The organism is Paenibacillus sp. J22R67 (assembly GCF_059692175.1).
In genome coordinates this window covers 367695-387424 of the sequence record NZ_JCAUAX010000001.1, presented here as the reverse complement: position 1 = coordinate 387424, position 19730 = coordinate 367695, and the positions used below count along the sequence as shown (strand labels likewise).

At 47.3% G+C, this 19730-nt stretch carries 16 protein-coding genes; 14 read left to right on the top strand and 2 right to left on the bottom strand.

Features of this window, described 5'->3' with window-relative positions; genetic code table 11:
• Positions 1-21: 21 nt before the first annotated feature.
• The 6 genes from AC58VC_RS01915 to AC58VC_RS01890 all read left to right on the top strand — a co-directional run bounded on the left by AC58VC_RS01915 (position 22) and on the right by AC58VC_RS01890 (position 7906).
• Positions 22-624 carry a hypothetical protein gene (locus tag AC58VC_RS01915; protein WP_497367185.1) on the top strand — a complete coding sequence of 201 codons (603 nt, stop codon included), beginning with the start codon at positions 22-24 and terminating at the stop codon, positions 622-624.
• A gap of 15 nt (positions 625-639) precedes the next feature.
• A complete protein-coding gene (locus AC58VC_RS01910) occupies positions 640-2367 on the top strand; it encodes an efflux RND transporter periplasmic adaptor subunit (protein ID WP_497367184.1) in 1728 nt (575 codons plus the stop codon).
• Positions 2368-2394: 27 nt separating this feature from the next.
• Positions 2395-3114 carry an ABC transporter ATP-binding protein gene (locus AC58VC_RS01905; protein WP_497367183.1) on the top strand — a complete coding sequence of 240 codons (720 nt, stop codon included), beginning with the start codon at positions 2395-2397 and terminating at the stop codon, positions 3112-3114.
• A complete protein-coding gene (locus AC58VC_RS01900; RefSeq protein WP_497367182.1) occupies positions 3111-4289 on the top strand; it encodes an ABC transporter permease in 1179 nt (392 codons plus the stop codon). Before AC58VC_RS01905 ends, AC58VC_RS01900 begins: the two co-directional genes overlap by 4 nt.
• A gap of 22 nt (positions 4290-4311) precedes the next feature.
• Positions 4312-6501: a hypothetical protein gene (locus AC58VC_RS01895; protein ID WP_497367181.1), complete on the top strand. Its 2190-nt coding sequence runs from the start codon at positions 4312-4314 to the stop codon at positions 6499-6501.
• 826 nt (positions 6502-7327) lie between these two features.
• The gene (locus AC58VC_RS01890) at positions 7328-7906 is read left to right on the top strand and encodes a nitroreductase family protein (protein WP_497367180.1); all 579 of its coding nucleotides are present in this window, start codon (positions 7328-7330) and stop codon (positions 7904-7906) included.
• A gap of 242 nt (positions 7907-8148) precedes the next feature.
• On the opposite strand, the gene AC58VC_RS01885 is transcribed toward AC58VC_RS01890, so the two are convergent.
• Together AC58VC_RS01885 and AC58VC_RS01880 are read right to left on the bottom strand one after the other, a co-directional pair.
• A complete protein-coding gene (locus AC58VC_RS01885) occupies positions 8149-8718 on the bottom strand; it encodes a beta-class carbonic anhydrase (RefSeq protein ID WP_497367179.1) in 570 nt (189 codons plus the stop codon).
• 52 nt (positions 8719-8770) lie between these two features.
• The gene (locus AC58VC_RS01880; protein WP_497367178.1) at positions 8771-9094 is read right to left on the bottom strand and encodes an iron-sulfur cluster biosynthesis family protein; all 324 of its coding nucleotides are present in this window, start codon (positions 9092-9094) and stop codon (positions 8771-8773) included.
• 155 nt (positions 9095-9249) lie between these two features.
• Between AC58VC_RS01880 and AC58VC_RS01875 the strand changes: the two genes are divergently transcribed.
• The 8 genes from AC58VC_RS01875 (at position 9250) to mutS (ending at position 19705) form a co-directional block, all read left to right on the top strand.
• Complete coding sequence (locus tag AC58VC_RS01875; RefSeq protein WP_497367177.1) at positions 9250-10770, top strand: carboxypeptidase M32; 1521 nt, start codon at positions 9250-9252, stop codon at positions 10768-10770.
• A 146-nt stretch (positions 10771-10916) separates the two neighbouring features.
• Entirely contained in the window at positions 10917-11930 is a 1014-nt protein-coding gene (locus AC58VC_RS01870; RefSeq protein ID WP_497367176.1) for an ABC transporter substrate-binding protein, read from the top strand.
• A gap of 44 nt (positions 11931-11974) precedes the next feature.
• Positions 11975-12745: an ABC transporter ATP-binding protein gene (locus AC58VC_RS01865; RefSeq protein WP_497367175.1), complete on the top strand. Its 771-nt coding sequence runs from the start codon at positions 11975-11977 to the stop codon at positions 12743-12745.
• Positions 12742-13584, top strand: a complete 843-nt coding sequence (locus tag AC58VC_RS01860; protein WP_497367174.1) for an ABC transporter permease — start codon at positions 12742-12744, stop codon at positions 13582-13584. The genes AC58VC_RS01865 and AC58VC_RS01860 overlap by 4 nt, the downstream gene beginning before the upstream one ends.
• 68 nt (positions 13585-13652) lie before the next feature.
• Complete coding sequence (locus tag AC58VC_RS01855) at positions 13653-14612, top strand: aromatic acid exporter family protein (RefSeq protein ID WP_497367173.1); 960 nt, start codon at positions 13653-13655, stop codon at positions 14610-14612.
• Positions 14613-14726: 114 nt separating this feature from the next.
• Positions 14727-15293 carry an outer spore coat protein CotE gene (cotE, locus tag AC58VC_RS01850; protein ID WP_497367172.1) on the top strand — a complete coding sequence of 189 codons (567 nt, stop codon included), beginning with the start codon at positions 14727-14729 and terminating at the stop codon, positions 15291-15293.
• Between the two features lie 108 nt (positions 15294-15401).
• Positions 15402-16871: a putative amidoligase domain-containing protein gene (locus AC58VC_RS01845; RefSeq protein WP_497367171.1), complete on the top strand. Its 1470-nt coding sequence runs from the start codon at positions 15402-15404 to the stop codon at positions 16869-16871.
• Positions 16872-17077: 206 nt separating this feature from the next.
• A complete protein-coding gene (mutS, locus tag AC58VC_RS01840) occupies positions 17078-19705 on the top strand; it encodes a DNA mismatch repair protein MutS (RefSeq protein WP_497367170.1) in 2628 nt (875 codons plus the stop codon).
• The last annotated feature ends 25 nt before the right edge of the window (positions 19706-19730 follow it).

Genomic DNA, 19730 nt, shown 5'->3' with positions numbered 1-19730 from the left:
TGTCTTGGAGGTGTATGTTAGATGAAGTACACTTGGAAAGCAGCAATAGGTTTGACGCTTATTTCCTTCCTATTGGGTGGTTGTCAGACGCATTTGCCAGAACTGTCCTTAACGCAGGCAGTGGTCTCTTCGCCCCCAACAACCGAGCAAGCTCTCCCCGAGGAAAGCCCCGCAGAAGACGTCCAAAATGTAAAGGAGATGCAGCTGGTCATGCTCTCTCAAGAACTGCTTCGTATGGACCGGCATGCCAATTTGTCGATTACTGCTAAGCAAGCAGAGACGATACTTCCATTAGTCCGTAAAAGCATAGATGAAGGAAGCATGAACGAATCCGAACGCAAGCTGGTGCTTGGCGGTTTGACTTTAGAGCAAATTGCTTATCTTGAGGAACAGTCCAAGGAAGAAAAGGCACGATTAGCTGAGCGCATGGGCAATCAGGGGGATGAGCTCTCCTCAGAGGAACGAGAGAAGCGAGTTAGAGCTTTTATGCAAAAAAGAAAGACCGATCGACAGACAGAGTCAGGCTTCATTGACCGTGAGCATGGAGAAAACCAGGTTGATCCCAAAAACATGGGGATCAGCGTAGAGCAGCAGTTAATGGAATTACTCATGTCCAAACTCTAAGGAGGAAGTTACTTCATGAAATGGTATCGCAGTAAGTGGTTTATAGTATCAATCGCGGTAATCATCTGCGCAGGTGGCACTTATGTTTATTTAACAAAAGGGAAGAAAAGCACTGCAGCGGATGTGAAAGAAGTTACTTATGAAGTCAAAAAAGGCAATATCCGTTCTTCCGTATCGGGAACAGCACAGTTCGAACCTAAAGATACACAAACGATCTCCATTCCGGTTGAATCGAATATTAAATCCATTAATCTGAAACGGAACCAAGCGGTAAAAGCTGGGGATGTTCTTCTGGAATTGACGAGTACGAGCCTAGAAAGTGATTTGCAGGATGCACAGTTGACTTACGAGCAAACACAGAAGGACTTGGATTCTTTAATGGAGCAGCAAGGATTAATGTCCGTTAAGTCCCCGGTTTCCGGGAAACTTACGTATGCAACGAACCTAGAACTCGGAGCTACGATTAATAAATCGACCAAAATTGCAACAATCTCTGATGTGAGTAACTTGACGGTGACGCTGCCATTCTTTGTGGAAGACGCTGCACAGCTGCACAAAGGTGATCCGGTTGATATTACGATAGATGGCTATATGATTACGAAAACGGGTACGATTCAAAGCATCTCGAAAGACCCGAAATCAGATGGGAAAGGCGGCAAAGTAGTCGATATTGATATTGACGTCCCCAATGACAATTCCATGGATGCAGGCACGAATGTACTGGGCAGCGTGACGATCGGCGGACGTGCGGTTGATTCGCAAGCGAAAGCTGCGCTTCAATATCTGAAAGTCACAACAGTTCTGGCCGGGACAACGGGTACGGTATCCACGATGCCTCTGAAAACAGGCAACATGGTTCGTCAAGGAGATACACTCGCAACCTTTGCGAATGATACGATTGGTGATGATATTCTCACAAAACAATCTGCTCTTGAGCGTGCGAAGTTGAAAGTGGATTCGGCGCAAGACAAGGTTAACGGGCTTAAAATATTAGCGCCATTTGATGGCGTGTTCTCAACGGACTTTGTTAATAAACGCAATGACATCCTTAGTCTTTTACAAGTTGGAACCAAAGTTAGCAGTGGTATGCAGCTAGGTGCCGTTGCCAGCATTGCCAAAATGCAGCTTCCGGTGCAGGTGGATGAGTTAGATTTGCCTAACATCAAGCTTGGCATGAAGGCTGAAATCAAAGTCGATTCTTATCCTGGACGCATTTTCCCTGCTGAAGTTACGCAAATTTCTACAGTTGGTACGACAACAAACGGTGTGACGGCTTACGACGTCGTATTGGCTGCGGATAACAAAGATAATGTATTGAAATATGGGATGACAGCTACAGGTGAAATTTTGATTCAAGACAAGAAAGATGCGATTTACATACCGCCTGAAGCGCTGCAATTGCAAAAAGGCAAGCGTATTGTCACATTGAAAAAAGCGGATGGTACAGTAGAAGCTGAGCACGAAGTAAAAATCGGTATTCGCTCAAAAACTCAAATTGAAATCACCGAAGGTCTAAGTGAAGGGGATAAAGTTGTTCTTCCTAATGCTGTGAAAAGACAACAGAACCTTAGTCAGGACGAAATTAATCGCTTAAGACAGCAGTTTCAACAAAACGGCGGCGCAGGTGGAGCCGGCGGATTTGGCGGCGGAGGAGCCGGTGGATTCCAAGGCGGCGGTGGTGGCGGCGCAGGTGGCGCTGTACGGACTAACGGCGGTGGTGGCGGCGGTGGCGGTAACAGATAATACTGCCGGGAAAGGAGTTATTGCGGTATGAATATCATTGAGCTAAAAGATATTGTCAAAACGTATAAGCGCGGTTTAGAAGATCTACCTATCCTGCGCAGCATCTCGCTTGCTGTAGAAGAAGGCGACTTCGTAGCTATCATCGGGCCCAGCGGATCCGGTAAATCAACGCTTATGAATACCATTGGGCTCCTGGATGTTCCGACGTCGGGAAGTTATATCCTAGACGGTGTCGTAACCGAACGCATGAGTGATAATGAGCTCGCTGCGCTTCGTAATCAGAAGATCGGATTTATTTTTCAACAATTTAATCTCTTGCCCCGTTTATCTGCGATGGAAAATGTGGAGCTTCCGATGATCTATGCCGGTATTCCAAGAAAAGAGCGGCGAGAGCGTGCGCACGAAATGCTCAAAATGCTCGGAATGGGCGAGCGGGGCCATCATAAGCCTAGTGAGCTATCCGGTGGTCAACAACAACGTGTTGCGATTGCCCGGGCCCTTGCGATTTCGCCATCGCTCATTTTGGCGGATGAACCTACAGGAGCATTGGATTCCCGAACAGGGGAAGAAGTTTTGGAATTAATTCTGCAATTGAATGCGCAAGGCAATACGATTGTTCTGATTACCCATGATCATCACATTGCCGATAATGCCAAGCGTGTCGTTGCTCTCCGTGATGGCATCATCATTGATGATTACCGGAATAACGCTGACAAAAGCGATGCAAAGCAAGAGGTGAGCGTATGAAGGTAAATGAACTGCTCAGAATGTCGCTGCAGACGATTGTCTCCAGTCCGCTGCGTACTTTTCTGACGATGCTGGGGGTTATTATCGGAGTTAGCTCGGTCGTTACACTAGTGTCGATTGGGCAAGGAACTTCGGAACAAATCGCCAAGCAGTATGAAAATATGGGGACGAATCTTCTCGTTGTTACAGCGACAGGCAACGGTCGCGCCACGCAGCTGGATTACAATGAACTGATGAATTTCGAGAATTTCGAGGAATTCAAATCCATTGCGCCGACAATGACGAAAAATGGTTCCAATATTAAATATGACAGAACGCAAGAGAAGTACAACGTGATAGGAACCAACGATCGATACATGGATATTATTAAAGCGAACGTCGATAAGGGTCGCAACCTATCACCGACGGATCTGGAGTTTCGTTCTAATGTGGCGATTCTGGGGAGCGAAGTGGCGAAGACCTTTTTTGGCACTTTGGACCCAGTGGGAGAGGAAATCAATATTGACGGCGCTGTTTTTAGTGTCATCGGGACTCTCCAAGCGAAAGGTTCTAACATTGGAGGCGCTTCGGTAGATAGCTCTATTATAGTGCCGTTGGAATCAGCGAGACGTGTGTTTAAGCTAGGGCAAATTCGTACGACCTACGTAGAGGCACCTACCAAAGAAGATATCTACACGGCTCAAGAAACGATGAAGCAATATTTAACTTATAAATTCAAAAGCGATACAGGCTTCGTGCTAACGAATCAGGATGAGCTGCTCAAGGCACGGACTGAAGCAACGAACACACTTACGAATCAATTAGTAGCTGTTGCCCTTATATCCTTGCTCGTTGGCGGTATCGGGATTATGAACATTATGTTGGTTACGGTCAGTGAACGTACGCGAGAAATCGGGATTCGTAAATCCATTGGTGCCAAAAGGCGCAATATTTTGCTCCAATTTCTAGTCGAAGCTGTCGTCATCAGTGGACTTGGCGGACTTATCGGACTAGGGTTAGGGGTCGGAATATCCTACGCACTGCCATATTTCAGCCCGAAACAAACGACAAGCCTTTCCTTTGATATTAGCATGTATGCCTTTTTATTTTCCGTCTTGGTCGGGGTTATCTTCGGTTTATATCCGGCCAACAAAGCTTCCAAACTGCGTCCGATTGACGCCTTACGATCTGATTGATGAACTTAGAGGAGGACTACCTGTGAAGCAACATCTTAAAATGAAACGCTTGCTCAGCCGCTCAGCGCTTATGTTAACGGCAGCAAGCTTCCTGACACTACCTCTGGCCACATCGGCTTTCGCTGGGAAGGAAGGCGTGTTCCTGAACGATTCCGTCTACTTTACATTAGACAAGGTTTCCCTGTCATCAGGAGCCGAGGACGGGTCGCTTCGTTTCTCCCTTGGGCTGAATAACAACAGCACCACACCTGTGGATTTTAACAATTATGGTGTCAAAGTCATGGATACGAATGGGGTCTCCTATACGGCCAAACTGAGTGAGAAAGTAAACGCTCGTGTGCAGGCAGGGGAAACGGGTACTTTCAAATTTAGTTCCGAAATACCAGCGAATCTGACACCAGGTCAGCTTAAAGTGGATATCTTCGAATGGAGCTACAATACGATGCATGATGTTGGGGCCTTATCCGTAGAAGCCGCCATGGGTGAAGCGGGACAATCCGTGCTTCAGGAAGCCGCCATCAATCTCCAGGAGGTAGACACTACCTTCGCGGATGATGCGCTAGTGACAGCTCAGCTTGGCAACAGCTACAAAGTTTACAAAGATGGTGCATGGTTGGTTTATACAGACTTAACGTTGGAAAATCTAAGTAACACGACGATTAAGCTTCCGGATGCGCTTGAACTTAATTTGCAAGATGCCAAAGGATTGACTTACGGTTCTCAGTTTATCTCGGGGTCAGGTCAAACATTGCTGCCGCAGCAGCCTGTTAAGACAACGATTCAAACGGCGGTTCCGGCTTCCTTAGAGGTAAACGGGTTATCACTGCTTTTCTCACCGAAAGGCCAAGTGAAAACGACAGTGCTGGGATCATTAAATGTAGCGAAATCATTCGTGGTTGGTAAAATCGGCGACGATACACAATATCCGGACGCAGATTTAGAGGGTCTACATATTACGACATCGTGGGCCGCGTCTAGCAAACAATCAGATGGGCTGCATCTGCAAGCCAATGTCACGCTGACGAACAAAAGTGATGGCATCGTAACGATTCCAAACTTGTCTGGTTCGTTTCAAGCGCTTCGCAGCAGTGTGGCAGTCACGTCTACGGATAATGCCGTGCGCACATCCTACTTATCGCCCAATGAATCGACTACCTTCCGCTTTTCCGGTATTTTGCCTGCCGGTCTGAACACAGATGCCTTGCAGCTGGTAGTTTCTGAGAAACAAGGTGCGGCGAATAGTAACACGCAAACTAACACTGGAAATAGTACAGATACGGGTACTGGTTCCGGTTCCGGTTCTGCTGATACAGGTAATACAGGCAATACGGGTAATACAGGTAATTCAAACAATACAGCTAATAGCAAAACGGCATCACTGCCTGTTTCAATCACGACTCTCGCGGGAGCTGGACAAGGTGGAGAGGTGTCCTCTTATACTTCTGCGGAAGATTACACGGTCGGTACGCCGTTTAGGCTCACGTCGAATAATCTCATTGACTCGAATATAGATGTATCGCTTGTAGAGCTTGGAATGAGCGAGAACGCGGACTTCGGCTTTAAAACCATCGTTGCCAAATATAAGCTGACGAATAAAGGAACGACATCATTGAATCTTCCGGATTTCCAAACCGATTTGACCAATGATGAAGGCTACACGTATTCGGGTGCTCGTCAGTCTACAGTAGCGAAGTCCATTGCACCGAATACCAGCTATGTGTTGAACTATTCCTACATGGTTCCTGGTACTGAAACAGCAGATAAGCTAGCGCTTAACTTATATGATGCAAATCGCTTAGCCATTGGTTCGTACAAAACAGCTGTTCAGCCAGTTCCAACAACGGGTGCTGTATCCTTGTATCCGTTTAGTATTGCTATCAACGACTACACAGTAAGTGCTACGTATAGCAAGGATCAGTCTTACGCGTATCGTCTGCGCTTGGACCTCGATGTGAAGCGTCAAGAGCAGGTCATTACGGATGCTAACTTCTCATCCCTCGTCTTCGAAGTTGTCGATTCCGAAGACCGTCTACTTAGTACGAAGGCCATGAGCTTCATCGGCCAGGACAAAATTATGTCCGGCATACAGTTTATTGATTTCGGTTCAATTAAATCCGAACAACTAAACACGAATGTTAAAATTAACCTTTACGAAGTTGTTACTACTCCGAATGGTGACGCGAAACGTTTGGTAAAAACATTGATTATGTAAGGTTAAAGAAGGTGCTCATCCCTTAGGGATGGGCATTTTTTTTTGATAAACTTCGCTTACCCTTATTTATATTCGTTGGGGAGTAACTGTGGTGCGGAGTGGGACTTTGATGAAATAGCTGGAGCTTGTGAAGGTAAATCAGTCGATTCGCCTCATTTTGACGAAACTGGAGGAATTAGCAGGAGAATTTCCATCTGATGGACCAAGAGAATTAGAAATGAACAAATTAGCAGCACTTTTTCCCGTTAAAAATTAAGGGAATGGTGATGAGTGATGGGTCATGGGTCATGGGTGATGAGTGGTGAGTGAAGGGATGGGAAGGGATGGGCATAAGGATGAGGTGATGTCGGGACGGCTGGGCAGCCAAGTCAAAGGCTTACGTTGCATTTTATACAACATAATGGTGTGGTCTGACCTCGAATGCGTTCTTTCGTTGCATAAAATACAACCATTTGTCGCGAAAGTAGTGATGTAAGCGGTTTAGTGCATGAATCGTTGTACAAAGTACAATCTAGTGGAGATTTGAAGCCCAATTACAGCCAAATGGTTGCACAAAGTACAACATAGAATGTTGTTGCAGTCGCAACTTGGTGATGAGTGAATGCAAATACAATAACTGCTTCAAAACACGGATGTCCCTTCGAGGAAAGGTTAGCTCTAAGTAAAATCAAATGGAAGGGAATGGCATGAAAGGATTGACAGTTAGATAACCATTTGCGAAAATGAGAATGATTATCATGATCGTTTACTCAGATTAAGTAGGCGAATAGAACTTATTATTGACATGTTGAAGTAATAATCTAACGAAATTGGAGGCACACGCACGATGAATACAATGCAGAATCAGAAAGTAGGCGCAATCAGCGAACTTATTAAAGACAGACGTTCCGTCCGGTCATTTAAAAACGACCCCATCGATACTGAGCTCATCACTGAACTGCTCAATGTAGCGGTATGGGCGCCAACACACGGTCTAAGGGAGCCTTGGCGGTTCATTCTTTACAAAGAAGAGGCGCGTAAGCCGCTTGCCGAAGCAATGATTCGCACCTACACGGCGGAGGAGAAAGAGAGGCTCGCTGCGCAGAAACTGGACTACTTCATGCAAATCCCCGCCCATCTTGTTGTGGTCATGAATGAAGATCCGAGGCAGAAACAGTGGGAAGAAGATTTTGCATGCGTCTGCTGCTTAATTCAGAATTTTCAACTAGCTGCGTGGGAAGCGGGGGTTGGCGTTGTTTGGAAGACGAATCCGTTTATTCATAGTCCGAACTTCCGTGAGGCGGTAGGCGTTAAGCCGGGAGAGAAAATTGTAGGTTTGCTCCATATTGGTTACCCGGAGCATGTACCAGCCGTGCGGCCGCGGACGGATGCTAGAGAGAAACTGATTATTAAAGAATCGGTATAGATGAATTAGTCTTCTGACTTCGGAGAGAAGTTTCGTACACTTTTCTCAGAACCTTTCATTTCAAGTTCAAGGCACATGACTATCCATTAACAGGAGAAATTCCATTTATTCATGCTAAAGCTGCGTTACTTCAGTAAATAGTGGTAGTATTTCCGCTAATCTGTAGCGGTGGTCCCATAGACACAAAAAAGAGGCTCTCCCGAGGTCATTTGATGACTTTGTTGGAGAGCCTCTTTTATTTGCTATTCAACCGTTTGATAACCGTCTTTAATTAAATCTAGTCTCCCGGTCTGCGGGTCAATAATCAGACCGTGAACAGGCAAGTTTTTGGGAAGAAGGGGATGATTGCGAATAATATTTACGCTTTTCTCGATCCCTTCACGGACATGGTCAAAGCCCGTTAACCAGCCTGACAAATCGATGCCGGAATGGCCCAACGTTGCAATAACATCGTCGGAAATACCGCGTTTCTTGGCACTTGAGATCACTTTGTCAGAATTTAGCCCTGTCATCCCACAGTCATAATGGCCAATAACGAATACTTCATCTGCATCGAGCTCATAAACAGCTACAATGATACTGCGCATAATACTGCCGAAAGGGTGGGAGACAATGGCGCCAGCATTTTTGATGATTTTAGCATCACCATTGTGCAAATTCATCGCCTTAGGCAACAGTTCGACTAAACGTGTATCCATACATGTCAGAACGACCATTTTTTTGTCCGGAAACTTCGTAGTCAAAAATTCTTTGTACTCCTCTTTTGCGACAAATTCTTCATTGTAATTCAAAATTTCACTAATCAAAGACATGGTTTCTCCTCCAGGTAAGTTAATGTGCTGCTTATCTATGGTTCATGCAGCTTTATCTTTTGTCGACTAAGCTCATACCCGCATTGTAAATCTGATTATTACTCTTCAGTATATAGGATTTGCTTCCGTCGGAAAAGTCGATTTTCATATTATTTTCATAAAAAATTTCATCATTGCTGCTATAGATCAGCTTAAGGGCATTCGTTTCAGCCGTTAAATCATTGTGACTCTCCTCAGAAACTAGCCAGAGCGTAGGCACTCCGTTAACGGAACAGCCACATCCCTCTGTATCAAAAACAAGCTTCAACAGGGCATCACCTTGGCCAATATATGGGGTTAATCGCTCAATGGCTGAATCAGTAAACATAATTTGCATGGATGTCATCTCCTCAGAATGTTGTTAGTATAATGGATTTGCCTAGCATTAAGAATAATAGCTTGTCATTATTTTACCACAAGTTTAATAAATTTGATTCTGTGGAAGGGACGAAGTATGATGAAAATAGAAACTTATGGGAGGAGATTTGAAGCATGAGTGTGCAAATAGCCACAGCTAAGCTGGAATCATTCAAGGCCTATGTTCGTAAAATGAAGCAATACGAGGAGGCCATCGCCTTAATATATTGGGATATGCGAACTGGCGCCCCGAAAAAAGGGATTGGAACACGCTCTGAAGTTGTAGGAGAGCTCTCCACCGAAGTATTCCGCATGTCCACATCTGATGAAATGGGCGAATATCTTGCGTTTTTCACGCAGCCTGCTGAGCTTGACCAGCTTGACGTCATTTCGAGAAAGATGGTCGAAGAGTGTAAAAAAGAATATGATCGCTCCAAAAAGATACCTGCTGAGAAGTATCAAGCCTATGTCGTGCTGACGTCTCAAGCCGAATCCGCTTGGGAAGATGCCAAGCATAATTCCGATTGGGCTTCGTTCCAGCCATATTTGGAGAAGATTGTGGCGACAACACAAGAGTTCATTGAATTATGGGGATATGAAGGCCACAAATATAATACGCTCCTCGATATGTACGAGCCTGGCATGACGGTCGAGAAGTTAGATGAGGTATTTGGGACCTTGCGCGAGAAAGCAGTTCCACTGCTGCAGCGTATCCAAGCTTCGCCGAATCAGCCGGATCGCTCATTCCTGGATCAACAATTTGAGATTAGCAAGCAGAAACAATTTTCTCTATCGATTTTGAAACAAATGCATTACGACTTCGAAGCGGGTCGTTTGGACGAGACAGTGCATCCATTTGCGACGGCACTGAATCCAGGGGATGTGCGGATTACGACGCGCTATTTGCCAAATGACATCACTTCCGCCTTATTCGGAACGATTCATGAAGGCGGACATGCGCTGTATGAGCAAAACATTTCCGAAGATTTGGTGGGCACTAATCTGTGCACCGGAACGTCCATGGGCATTCACGAGTCACAGTCCCGTTTCTGGGAAAATGTGATCGGCCGCAGTAAAGCTTTCTGGGACAGATACTATGGTGAGCTGCAAACGACGTTTTCACCGCAGATCGACCAAGTTGATGTCGGTACGTTTTATAAGGCGATTAATCACATCGAACCGTCGCTTATCCGCATTGAAGCCGATGAACTAACGTACAACTTACATATCATGATTCGTTATGAACTGGAAAAAGGGTTGTTTAACGGAACCATCGCTGTAGCGGATCTGCCTGCGGCCTGGAATGCCAAATATGAAGAATATTTGGGTGTAACACCAGCGAATGATGGTGAGGGTGTCCTGCAAGACGTGCATTGGTCAGGCGGGGCGTTCGGTTACTTCCCATCTTACGCGCTTGGCAACATGTACGCAGCGCAATTTACGCAAACATTACGTCAAGAGCTGCCTGCTTTCGATAGTTTGATAGCTGAAGGCAATCTGGCGCCAATTAAGGAATGGCTGACAGAGAAAGTGTATAAACATGGAAAACTACTGACTCCGAATGAAATTATTCGCGAAGTAACGGGAGAAGAGTTGAATCCAGAGTACCTAGTTCAGTATTTGGAAGAAAAGTATAAGTCGGTATACGGCATATAATAGCATAAGAGCAGCATCCTTCGGCAGTATCAACTGTCCAAGGGTGCTGTTTTTTTACGCTGCAAACGGTTTATTGCAAAGTTGGCGTTAACCGTCTTCTGGGCTCCTGCATAGGATAGATTACTACTTTATCGGAGGGACGTCTTATGAAGATTCGGAAGAAATGGGGAGTTGCTTTATCCGTGGTCCTGCTGCTCAGCAGCGTCATTTCGGCTTGCGGAACGAAAAGCACGGAAATAACCAAGGTTCGCATTGGTGAGGTAACGCGTTCTTTATTTTATGCACCACAGTACGTGGCGCTGTCACAGGGCTTTTTCAAGGATGAAGGCCTTGATGTAGAGCTAACGACAACACCTGGCGGTGACAAAACCATGACGGCATTGCTTTCGGGTGCCATTGATGTGGCGCTGGTTGGCTCGGAAACGTCCATTTATGTGTCGCAGCAAGGTTCAGATGATCCCGTTATTAATTTTGCTCAATTAACGCAAACAGACGGGACTTTCCTGGTAGCTCGCAAGAAAGTGGATCAATTTGACTGGAATTCACTCAAAGGCTCCGTATTCCTAGGCCAAAGAAAAGGCGGCATGCCGCAAATGGCCGGGGAGTTCACACTCAAGAAGCACAATATTGACCCGCAAAAAGATCTTCAGCTGATTCAAAACATCGATTTTGCCAACATCGCATCGGCCTACGCATCGGGAACCGGGGAATACGTGCAGTTGTTTGAACCGCAAGCATCGATCGTCGAAAAAGAAGGAAAAGGGTATGTGCTTGCTTCCTTTGGCGTCGAGAGCGGTCACCTGCCATACACCGTATTTATGACCAAACAAAGCTTCATGAAGCAAAACCCGGAAACCGTTCAAAAGTTTACGAATGCGATTCAACGCGCACAGCTATGGGTTGCGGCGAAAAGCGTAGATGAAATCACGACTGCGGTTCTGCCTTATTTTAAAGATATCGATGTAGAGATTGTAAAAAACGTCGTTAAACGTTATAAAGACCAAGGTTCATTTGCAACAGATGGCATCGTCGATGAGCAGGAATGGAACAATTTGCTCGATGTTATGACTTCCGCAGGTGAGTTGAAGGAAAAAGTGGCTTGGAAAACGCTAGTGAACAATACGTACGCTGAGAAAGCCAAATCAACTGTAAAACCATAAGAAGCACTTGGGAAGGCAATGAACAACGAGAGGGGAGTACGAACATGGATTCAGCTGTAACGGTTAAAAATGTAACACAAGTCTACGTGACCGAAGAGAGGGCGACACTTGCTGTGCAAGGGATCGATTTTGCCATAGCACGCGGCGAATTTGTAAGTCTCATCGGGCCAAGCGGCTGCGGGAAGACGACTCTCTTGTCGATCATTGCCGGCCTTATTCGGCCGACAGTAGGCACGGTGACGGTCGCTGGGAACCCTGTGAATGGTCCATCGACAAGGGTCGGCTATATGCTGCAGCAGGATTACCTGTTCCCATGGCGGACAATTGAAGCAAATGCCTGCATGGGATTAGAGATAGCAGGTCAGTTGACCAAAGAGAAGAAACAAAGCGTGCTTCACTTGCTGGAGGAGATGGGGCTGTACAGCTTTAAGGATTATTATCCTTCACAGCTTTCCGGAGGCATGCGCCAGCGGGTCGCTCTGGTTCGTACATTAGCAACTGAGCCTGAGCTGCTGCTGTTGGATGAACCATTCTCTGCACTGGATTACCAAACGAAGCTTCAGCTGGAAGATTTGGTTGTGGAAACGCTGCAAGCTAAGAAGAAAACAGCGCTGCTTGTAACACATGACATTTCCGAGGCTATTGCCATGAGTGACCGTATTATTGTGCTAGATCCTAACCCGGGACGGATGCGGCAAGAATTTCATATTCCGGAAGAAATTCGCAAATCAGTGCCTTTTGAAGCAAGGGAATTGCCAGGGTTCCATGCACTCTTTCGATTGATTTGGCAGGAGTTTGGAGGGCATGACGCATGAGAGAAAATCAACGCCAATCGGCTAAACATATAGCAAGAGAAGATTCTCTGACCAAACAGGTTCATGAGCAGTTTGCTCAAGCAAAGAAGAAGGAAACGAAGCAAGTAAGACTTGTTCAACTCATCATTCTACTTGTGTTTTTTGCTCTATGGGAAGTGGCGGCCCGGTTAAAATGGATTGATGTGCTCCTTTTCAGCTATCCATCGAAAGTATTTGAGCTGCTGTGGGATAAACTGCTTGACGGGAGCTTGCTTCCTCATGTGGGCGTTACGGTTGTGGAGACAATCATAGGTTTCGTGCTGGGCACATTATTTGGCACTCTACTCGCTGTCATCATCTGGTGGTCTCCGTTTCTTTCCAGGGTGCTTGATCCTTATATCGTCGTTTTAAACAGTATGCCGAAGGTTGCGCTGGGTCCGCTGTTTATTGTAGGACTGGGACCTGGACTGCTATCCATCATCGCAACTACCCTTTCGATTACGGTTATTATTACTACACTTGTCGTTTATGGCAGCTTCAAAGAAGTGGATCAGAATTACGTAAAAGTTGTGTCCTTATTCGGGGGGACGAAGAGGAAAGTATTCCAAAAAGTTATTTTACCCGCCTCTTTCCCAGCCATTGTTTCGACTCTGAAAGTGAATGTAGGGTTGGCATGGATCGGTGTCATTGTAGGGGAGTTCCTAGTCTCCCAAATGGGTCTCGGGTACTTAATCATATACGGGTTTCAAGTCTTCAATTTTACTTTGGTTATCTCGACGTTGTTCGTTATTGCGATTGTTGCGACATTCATGTATCAGATCGTATCCAATTTAGAAAAAAGATTGACAAAACATCGGTAAGACTTGCCACTTTGTAATCAAAGTGAAATAATGGGCCCATAGTACAACCAACTAAGAGGTGAGACGCTATGGGCTTTCGTGTACTCAAAACAGCCATTGCGGTCGGTATAGCGATGTATCTTGCTCATTTATTTGGGATCAAAACGCCTGCCGCCGCAGGGCTACTAGCTATTCTCGGAATAGAAGTAACCAAGAAAAAAGGCATACAAAGCGCGTTTCACCGCATAGCTTCATCTATGCTCGCACTTCTGATGGGGACTTTGTTATTCAGGTTCCTGGGCTTTCATGTTTGGGTAGTCGTTCTTTTCATTCTGCTGGTATTCCCGGTGATGCATCGCTTGCGGATTACGGAAGGAGCTGTGACTGGAGCGGTTGTTTTGCTGCATCTTTATGCTTATCAAGATGCTGGATGGGCAGCCGTATGGAATGAAATGATTGTGCTCCTGATTGGCTTAGGCGTTGCGACACTCATCAATATTGCTTATATGCCGAAGGCGGATAAAGCGATGGCAGCGCAGAAAAAAAGAGTAGAGGACTTATTTTCAGTTATTTTTCTCAATATGGCCAAGCATCTGCGGGATAATTCCATCGTTTGGGACGGGAAGGAACTTTTGGAGGTCAGTGAACAAATTGATCTAGGTGCTGCTCTGGCCAAACGCTCGTTAGATAATAGGCTAATTTTCGGAGGAGAACCCTACTGGCGGGTTTATTTCTATATGAGGGGCGAACAGCTGGAGTCGGTTAATCGAATGATCGTACTAGTCGCCCAAGTGTATCAAGCTGTACCGCAGGGAGAACTTCTCGCAAAGATCCTTGAAGATATTAGCCAATCTGTGAAGGAAGACTATTATACAGGCGAAGCGGAGAAAGAATTGCAAGAGCTGGATGCCCGATATAAAATGATGGGTCTGCCGCAAAGCCGCGAAGAATTCGAGGTCCGATCCGCGATTTTACTGCTAAACAGAGAGCTCAAGATGTACTTATCGATTGCCAAAAAGCAAAAAAAACACCGCGCGGGGGCAGGTTGACTCTAACAGATATCCATATTTTTAAACAGTAAAAATAATATAAAATAATTGTCACTCTAGACTACTGTCCTGCATACACTTGTAATGAATGATTGTATGGAGGAGGTTGAAAGGATGTCATTAGATAAAGATTTGCAAAGCAGAGAGATCATTACCAAAGCTGTCTGCGGTAAAGGTCGCAAATTTTCACATGTAAGTCATACCGTGACTCCGCCCTTTTCTCCGACCAGTATATTGGGCGCTTGGATTATTAATAATCAATTCGAGTCGATCCAATCTGGAGAGGGCGTAGAGGTAGTTGGTACTTATGATATCAACATCTGGTATTCTTACGATCGCAACACGAAAACAGACGTAGCAAAAGAAACCGTTTCTTATGTAGAAGTCGTTGGACTAAGCTATCTGGACAAAAAACATAAGCCAACGACAGCTGAAGTATCCGCTGTCGCAACGCAAGAGCCAAACTGTGTGGAAGCCAGTATTGCTACAAGCGGCGACAGCGTAGTGATTCGGGTAGAGCGCGAGTTCCAAGTCGAGCTCATTGCCGAAACGAAAGTGTTTGTCATTGTGAGCCCGTATGGTCCGGGAGATTTCGATGACAAACATGTGGACTTCGATGATAGTGGCGATGGAGATTTCGAGGATCTCGATGCCGAACTTCTTGAGGATGAATTAGATTAATGAACCCTATACGCCAGTGTATGCTGGCGTTGCAGGTTCGGCAGAGGGCATTTGCCCTCTTTTTTGTTTTATAGACATATTTGGGCGTAACGAGAAGGGGCAATCTCGATGGAATCATTTTTACTGCACGCACAGGAGAAAGAAGCACTGGAGCTGGCTGATCATATTCAGATTCCGAGCGGTACGAAACTTCCGGATGATTGGCGTGGACGCATCATTATACACTGGGGAGCGGCTCATGATGAATGGCCTCAGAAACAGGCGCTGCAGCCGATTAGAGCGATTCTGAGAGCTAAGTCAAGCACAAAGCGCGACGAGCAGCTAGCCATGCATGGGCTCAAGACCTTAGCATCTCTGAAGAAACGTGGTTTGATGAAGGATGCCCCGCTGACTTTCACCCACAAATATAAGGTGGCTGTCTTTCATTTGCAAACGCTTATTGTCTATGAGAAAAAAGAAACGCTGCTGCTGTCTGAGAAAACGCTGTTTAACCAACGTCAAGCAAGCGCAAGTACCGCCTACATAGAAGTCCTGCCGGAGAGAGCCAGCTTTCATGTTCGCCGAGCAAGCCGTGAGGCGGTAAAAGCCATTTATGCGCTAGGGTTAGATTATGGCTTGGTGACTATTGGTATTCTTGCCTCTGGTCATACCGTCGTTTTGGATGTGGATCCTGTACCGAAGCTTAACGGCAAGCTGACACAGTTGTTCGCACAGGCCATCGATCGATATGAACTTGCACTCTCGAAGGAAGTGCAGCGCAAGGAGCGGGTCATGCTTGGAACGGATCCCGAGTTCCTGCTGCTGAACCCGCAAGGCCAAGTCGTCTTCGCCGACCGCTTCTTGACGCGGAAAGGCGAAGTCGGCTGCGATGCCATCGTGCTCAGCGGGCATCGCCTGATCCTGCCGCTGGCGGAGCTGCGCCCGCAGCCTAGTGCAGACCCGCGCGAACTGGCGAGGAACCTGCTGTCTGCGATGCAGCTCGCCGCGCGGGTCATCCCTGACGAGAGCCTGGCGTGGCTCTCGGGCGGCATGCCGGTGGGGGGCTTCCCCCTCGGCGGACATATCCACTTCAGCCGCTGCTGGCTGAATGGCCATCTTCTGCGCGCGCTCGATAACTACCTCGCGCTGCCTTTGATCTTGATCGAAGGCGACACGACGGGTCAGCGTCGCCCCAGGTATGGCTTTCTCGGCGACTTCCGCAAAAAGTCGCACGGAGGCTTCGAGTACCGCACCCTGCCGAGCTGGATGCATTCGCCTTTAATCACGCGCGGGGTTTTCGCGCTTGCTGCGCTCATTGCGGATAACTACTGGCTGCTTACAAGGCAGCCGCTGCAGGATCCGGATATTCAAGCGGCCTACTATAGCGGAGATAAACAGCGGCTCTACGGTGTGGTTGCCAGGCTTTGGCAGGATCTTGAGCAATTGAAGGGCTATGAGGTGCACGCAGCCGTTCTAGACCGCTTCCGCGTGCGAATTCTATCCATGAATCCTTGGGATGAGAGAGAGGATATTCGCAAAGCTTGGAAAATTGCTCCGTACAACCGTAAAGAAGCAATTGAAGAAGGAATCATGTTATAATAGATTATCAGTACGAAGATGGAAGATTGGCTAACGCTAGAGGCTCGTAGATCGGTGTACGCTCTGTCCAACAGGCTGGCTGTACCCGACGAGTGGGGCCTTTAGCGGTTACTGCTTTTACTATTTTGTGAGTCTATGAAAATGAACAATGGTAGTTTCAAAGAAGCGTTGTTTGCGAATAAAGTGATTGGTTGGAGGAACGCAAGGTGGCCCAATATACGCCGATGATTCAGCAATACTTGGCCGTGAAGGCGCAAGTACCGGACGCATTTTTGTTTTTTCGTCTGGGGGATTTTTATGAGATGTTTTTTGAAGATGCCATTAATGCTTCCCGTGAGCTGGAAATAACTTTAACCGGAAGAGAGGGCGGCGCAGAAGAGAAAATTCCGATGTGCGGCGTGCCCCATCACTCGGCTGAGAATTATATGTCTCGTTTAATCGAGAAAGGCTACAAAGTTGCGATTTGCGAGCAGGTCGAAGATCCTGCAGAAGCCAAAGGTGTTGTCCGCCGTGAAATTGTAAGGATTGTGACGCCTGGTACTGTCATGGACAGCAAGTTATTAGGTGAATCCAGCAATAACTACATAGTTTCACTGGTGAACCGTGAAGAAGGTTATGCGTTTACAGCATGTGATATATCAACGGGCGAGTTGTATACGACGAAGCTGGCTCCTTCCTGGGAGCTCGTTGTTGATGAGCTTAACGTGTATAACCCCTCCGAGATAATTACGGATGCTGCACTGTTAACGACAATTCGTGAGTCTGGTATTACATGGGGACGGAGCACGGTATTAACGGAGTGGACGCAATCGGACGAGAAGCTGCTGGATGAGCATTTTGCTGATGATACCGCGCTCCCTGGTTTATCGTCTCTTAATCGTAATGGCGTGTCTTTACTGCTGGCCTATTTGAAAGAAACGCAGAAACGTGCACTTACGCACGTGAAACATATTAGGGTCTATGAGCCTGATCAATTCATGACGATGGATCCATTTACACGTAGAAATCTTGAACTCGTAGAAACGGTCCGCGAACGTGCGAAAAAGGGTTCCTTGCTTTGGCTGCTCGACAAAACCGTAACGGCAATGGGTGCCCGGATGCTGCGCCGCTGGATCGAGAAGCCCTTGATGAGCGTCTCGCGCATTGAAGAGCGTCTGGAAGCTGTTGATTTGCTTTACAATCAGTTAATTGTTCGTGATGACTTGAAACAAGCATTGAAGGAAGTCTACGATTTGGAGCGTCTCGTTGCGCGCATATCGTATGGCAACGCGAATGCCCGCGACATGGTCGCTTTGAAGCACTCCCTTCAGCAGGTGCCTTTGCTTCAGGAAGTTTGCGCACAATCCGGTTCGGCAACACTGCGTAAGCTTGTTGAGAATATGGATGCATGCGACGACGTTATGTCGTGGATAGCTGGCGCGATTGTAGACGAGCCTCCGGTATCGATTCGGGATGGCGGAATGATCCGCGAAGGCTATCAGCCTTATTTGGATCAACTGCGTGAGGCGAGCACCAACGGGAAGCAGTGGATTGCGGAGCTGGAGCGCCAGGAGCGCGAAGCGACGGGCATTAAGTCGCTCAAGATCGGCTACAACAAAGTATTCGGTTACTTTATTGAGGTGACCAAAGCGAATATGTCGGCGCTTCAAGAAGGCCGCTATGAACGCAAACAAACGCTGGCGAATGCGGAGCGCTACGTCACGCCAGAGCTGAAAGAGAAAGAAGCGCTCATTCTGGAAGCGCAGGATAAAATGATCGATCTGGAGCATGAGCTGTTCACGGAGCTTCGCGACCGGATTTCCCAGCATATCTCCAGACTGCAGAAGCTGGCGGAAGTGATTGCGACCGCCGACGTGTACCAATCCCTGGCCGCTGTCAGCGCGGCGCAGCATTTCCGCAAGCCGGAGATCGGCGAAGGCTTCGATCTCCATATTGAAGAAGGCCGCCACCCGGTGGTGGAGGCGGTGATTCAAGACGGCTCGTTCATCGCGAACGATACGCGCCTTGAAGGAGAGCAGGGTCGCATTCTGCTCATTACCGGGCCGAACATGGCCGGTAAAAGTACTTACATGCGGCAAGTCGCCGTGATCTGCCTGATGGCGCAGATTGGCTGTTTCGTTCCTGCCAGAACGGCGCGCATTCCGGTCACGGACCGGATCTTCACGCGGATCGGCGCGGCGGATGACTTGATCGGCGGACAGAGTACGTTCATGGTCGAGATGATGGACATCCAAGTAATGACGGAGAAAGCGACAAGCAAAAGTCTCGTCATCATTGATGAACTCGGACGCGGAACCTCAACAGGAGAAGGCATGGCGATTGCGCAGGCCGTTATCGAGTTCTTGCACGACCGGATCGGCTGCAAGACGCTTGTATCGACCCACTTCCATGAGCTTGCGCACCTGGAAGAAAGCCTTCGCCATCTGCGGAATCATTGCATGGCGGTCAAGGAAAGCGGCAGGCAGGTGACCTTCCTGCGCAAGCTCATTCCTGGGGCAGCAAGTACGAGTTACGGCATCTATTGTGCCGAAATCGCAGGGCTGCCGGATGCGATCATTCAGCGCTCCTATGAGCTGCTGAATGGCTTTGAAGAGCGAGCGGCGGGCTCTGCCCAGGTCGCCGCAGCGGCTGTGCCGGTCGCTGTTCCTGCGGCCGCTCCGATTCAGCAGCTGTCCCTCTTCGAGGAGGACAGCACGGCGGCTGTGTCCGGCAAGAAGAAGCCAGACGCCAAGTCTCAGCTGGTGCTTGATCAGCTGAAGGGAATTGACTTAATCAATATGACGCCACTGCAGGCGCTCAATTTAGTATACGAATGGAAACAAAAACTGCAATAATACGGATGCTATGCCTCTATTTATT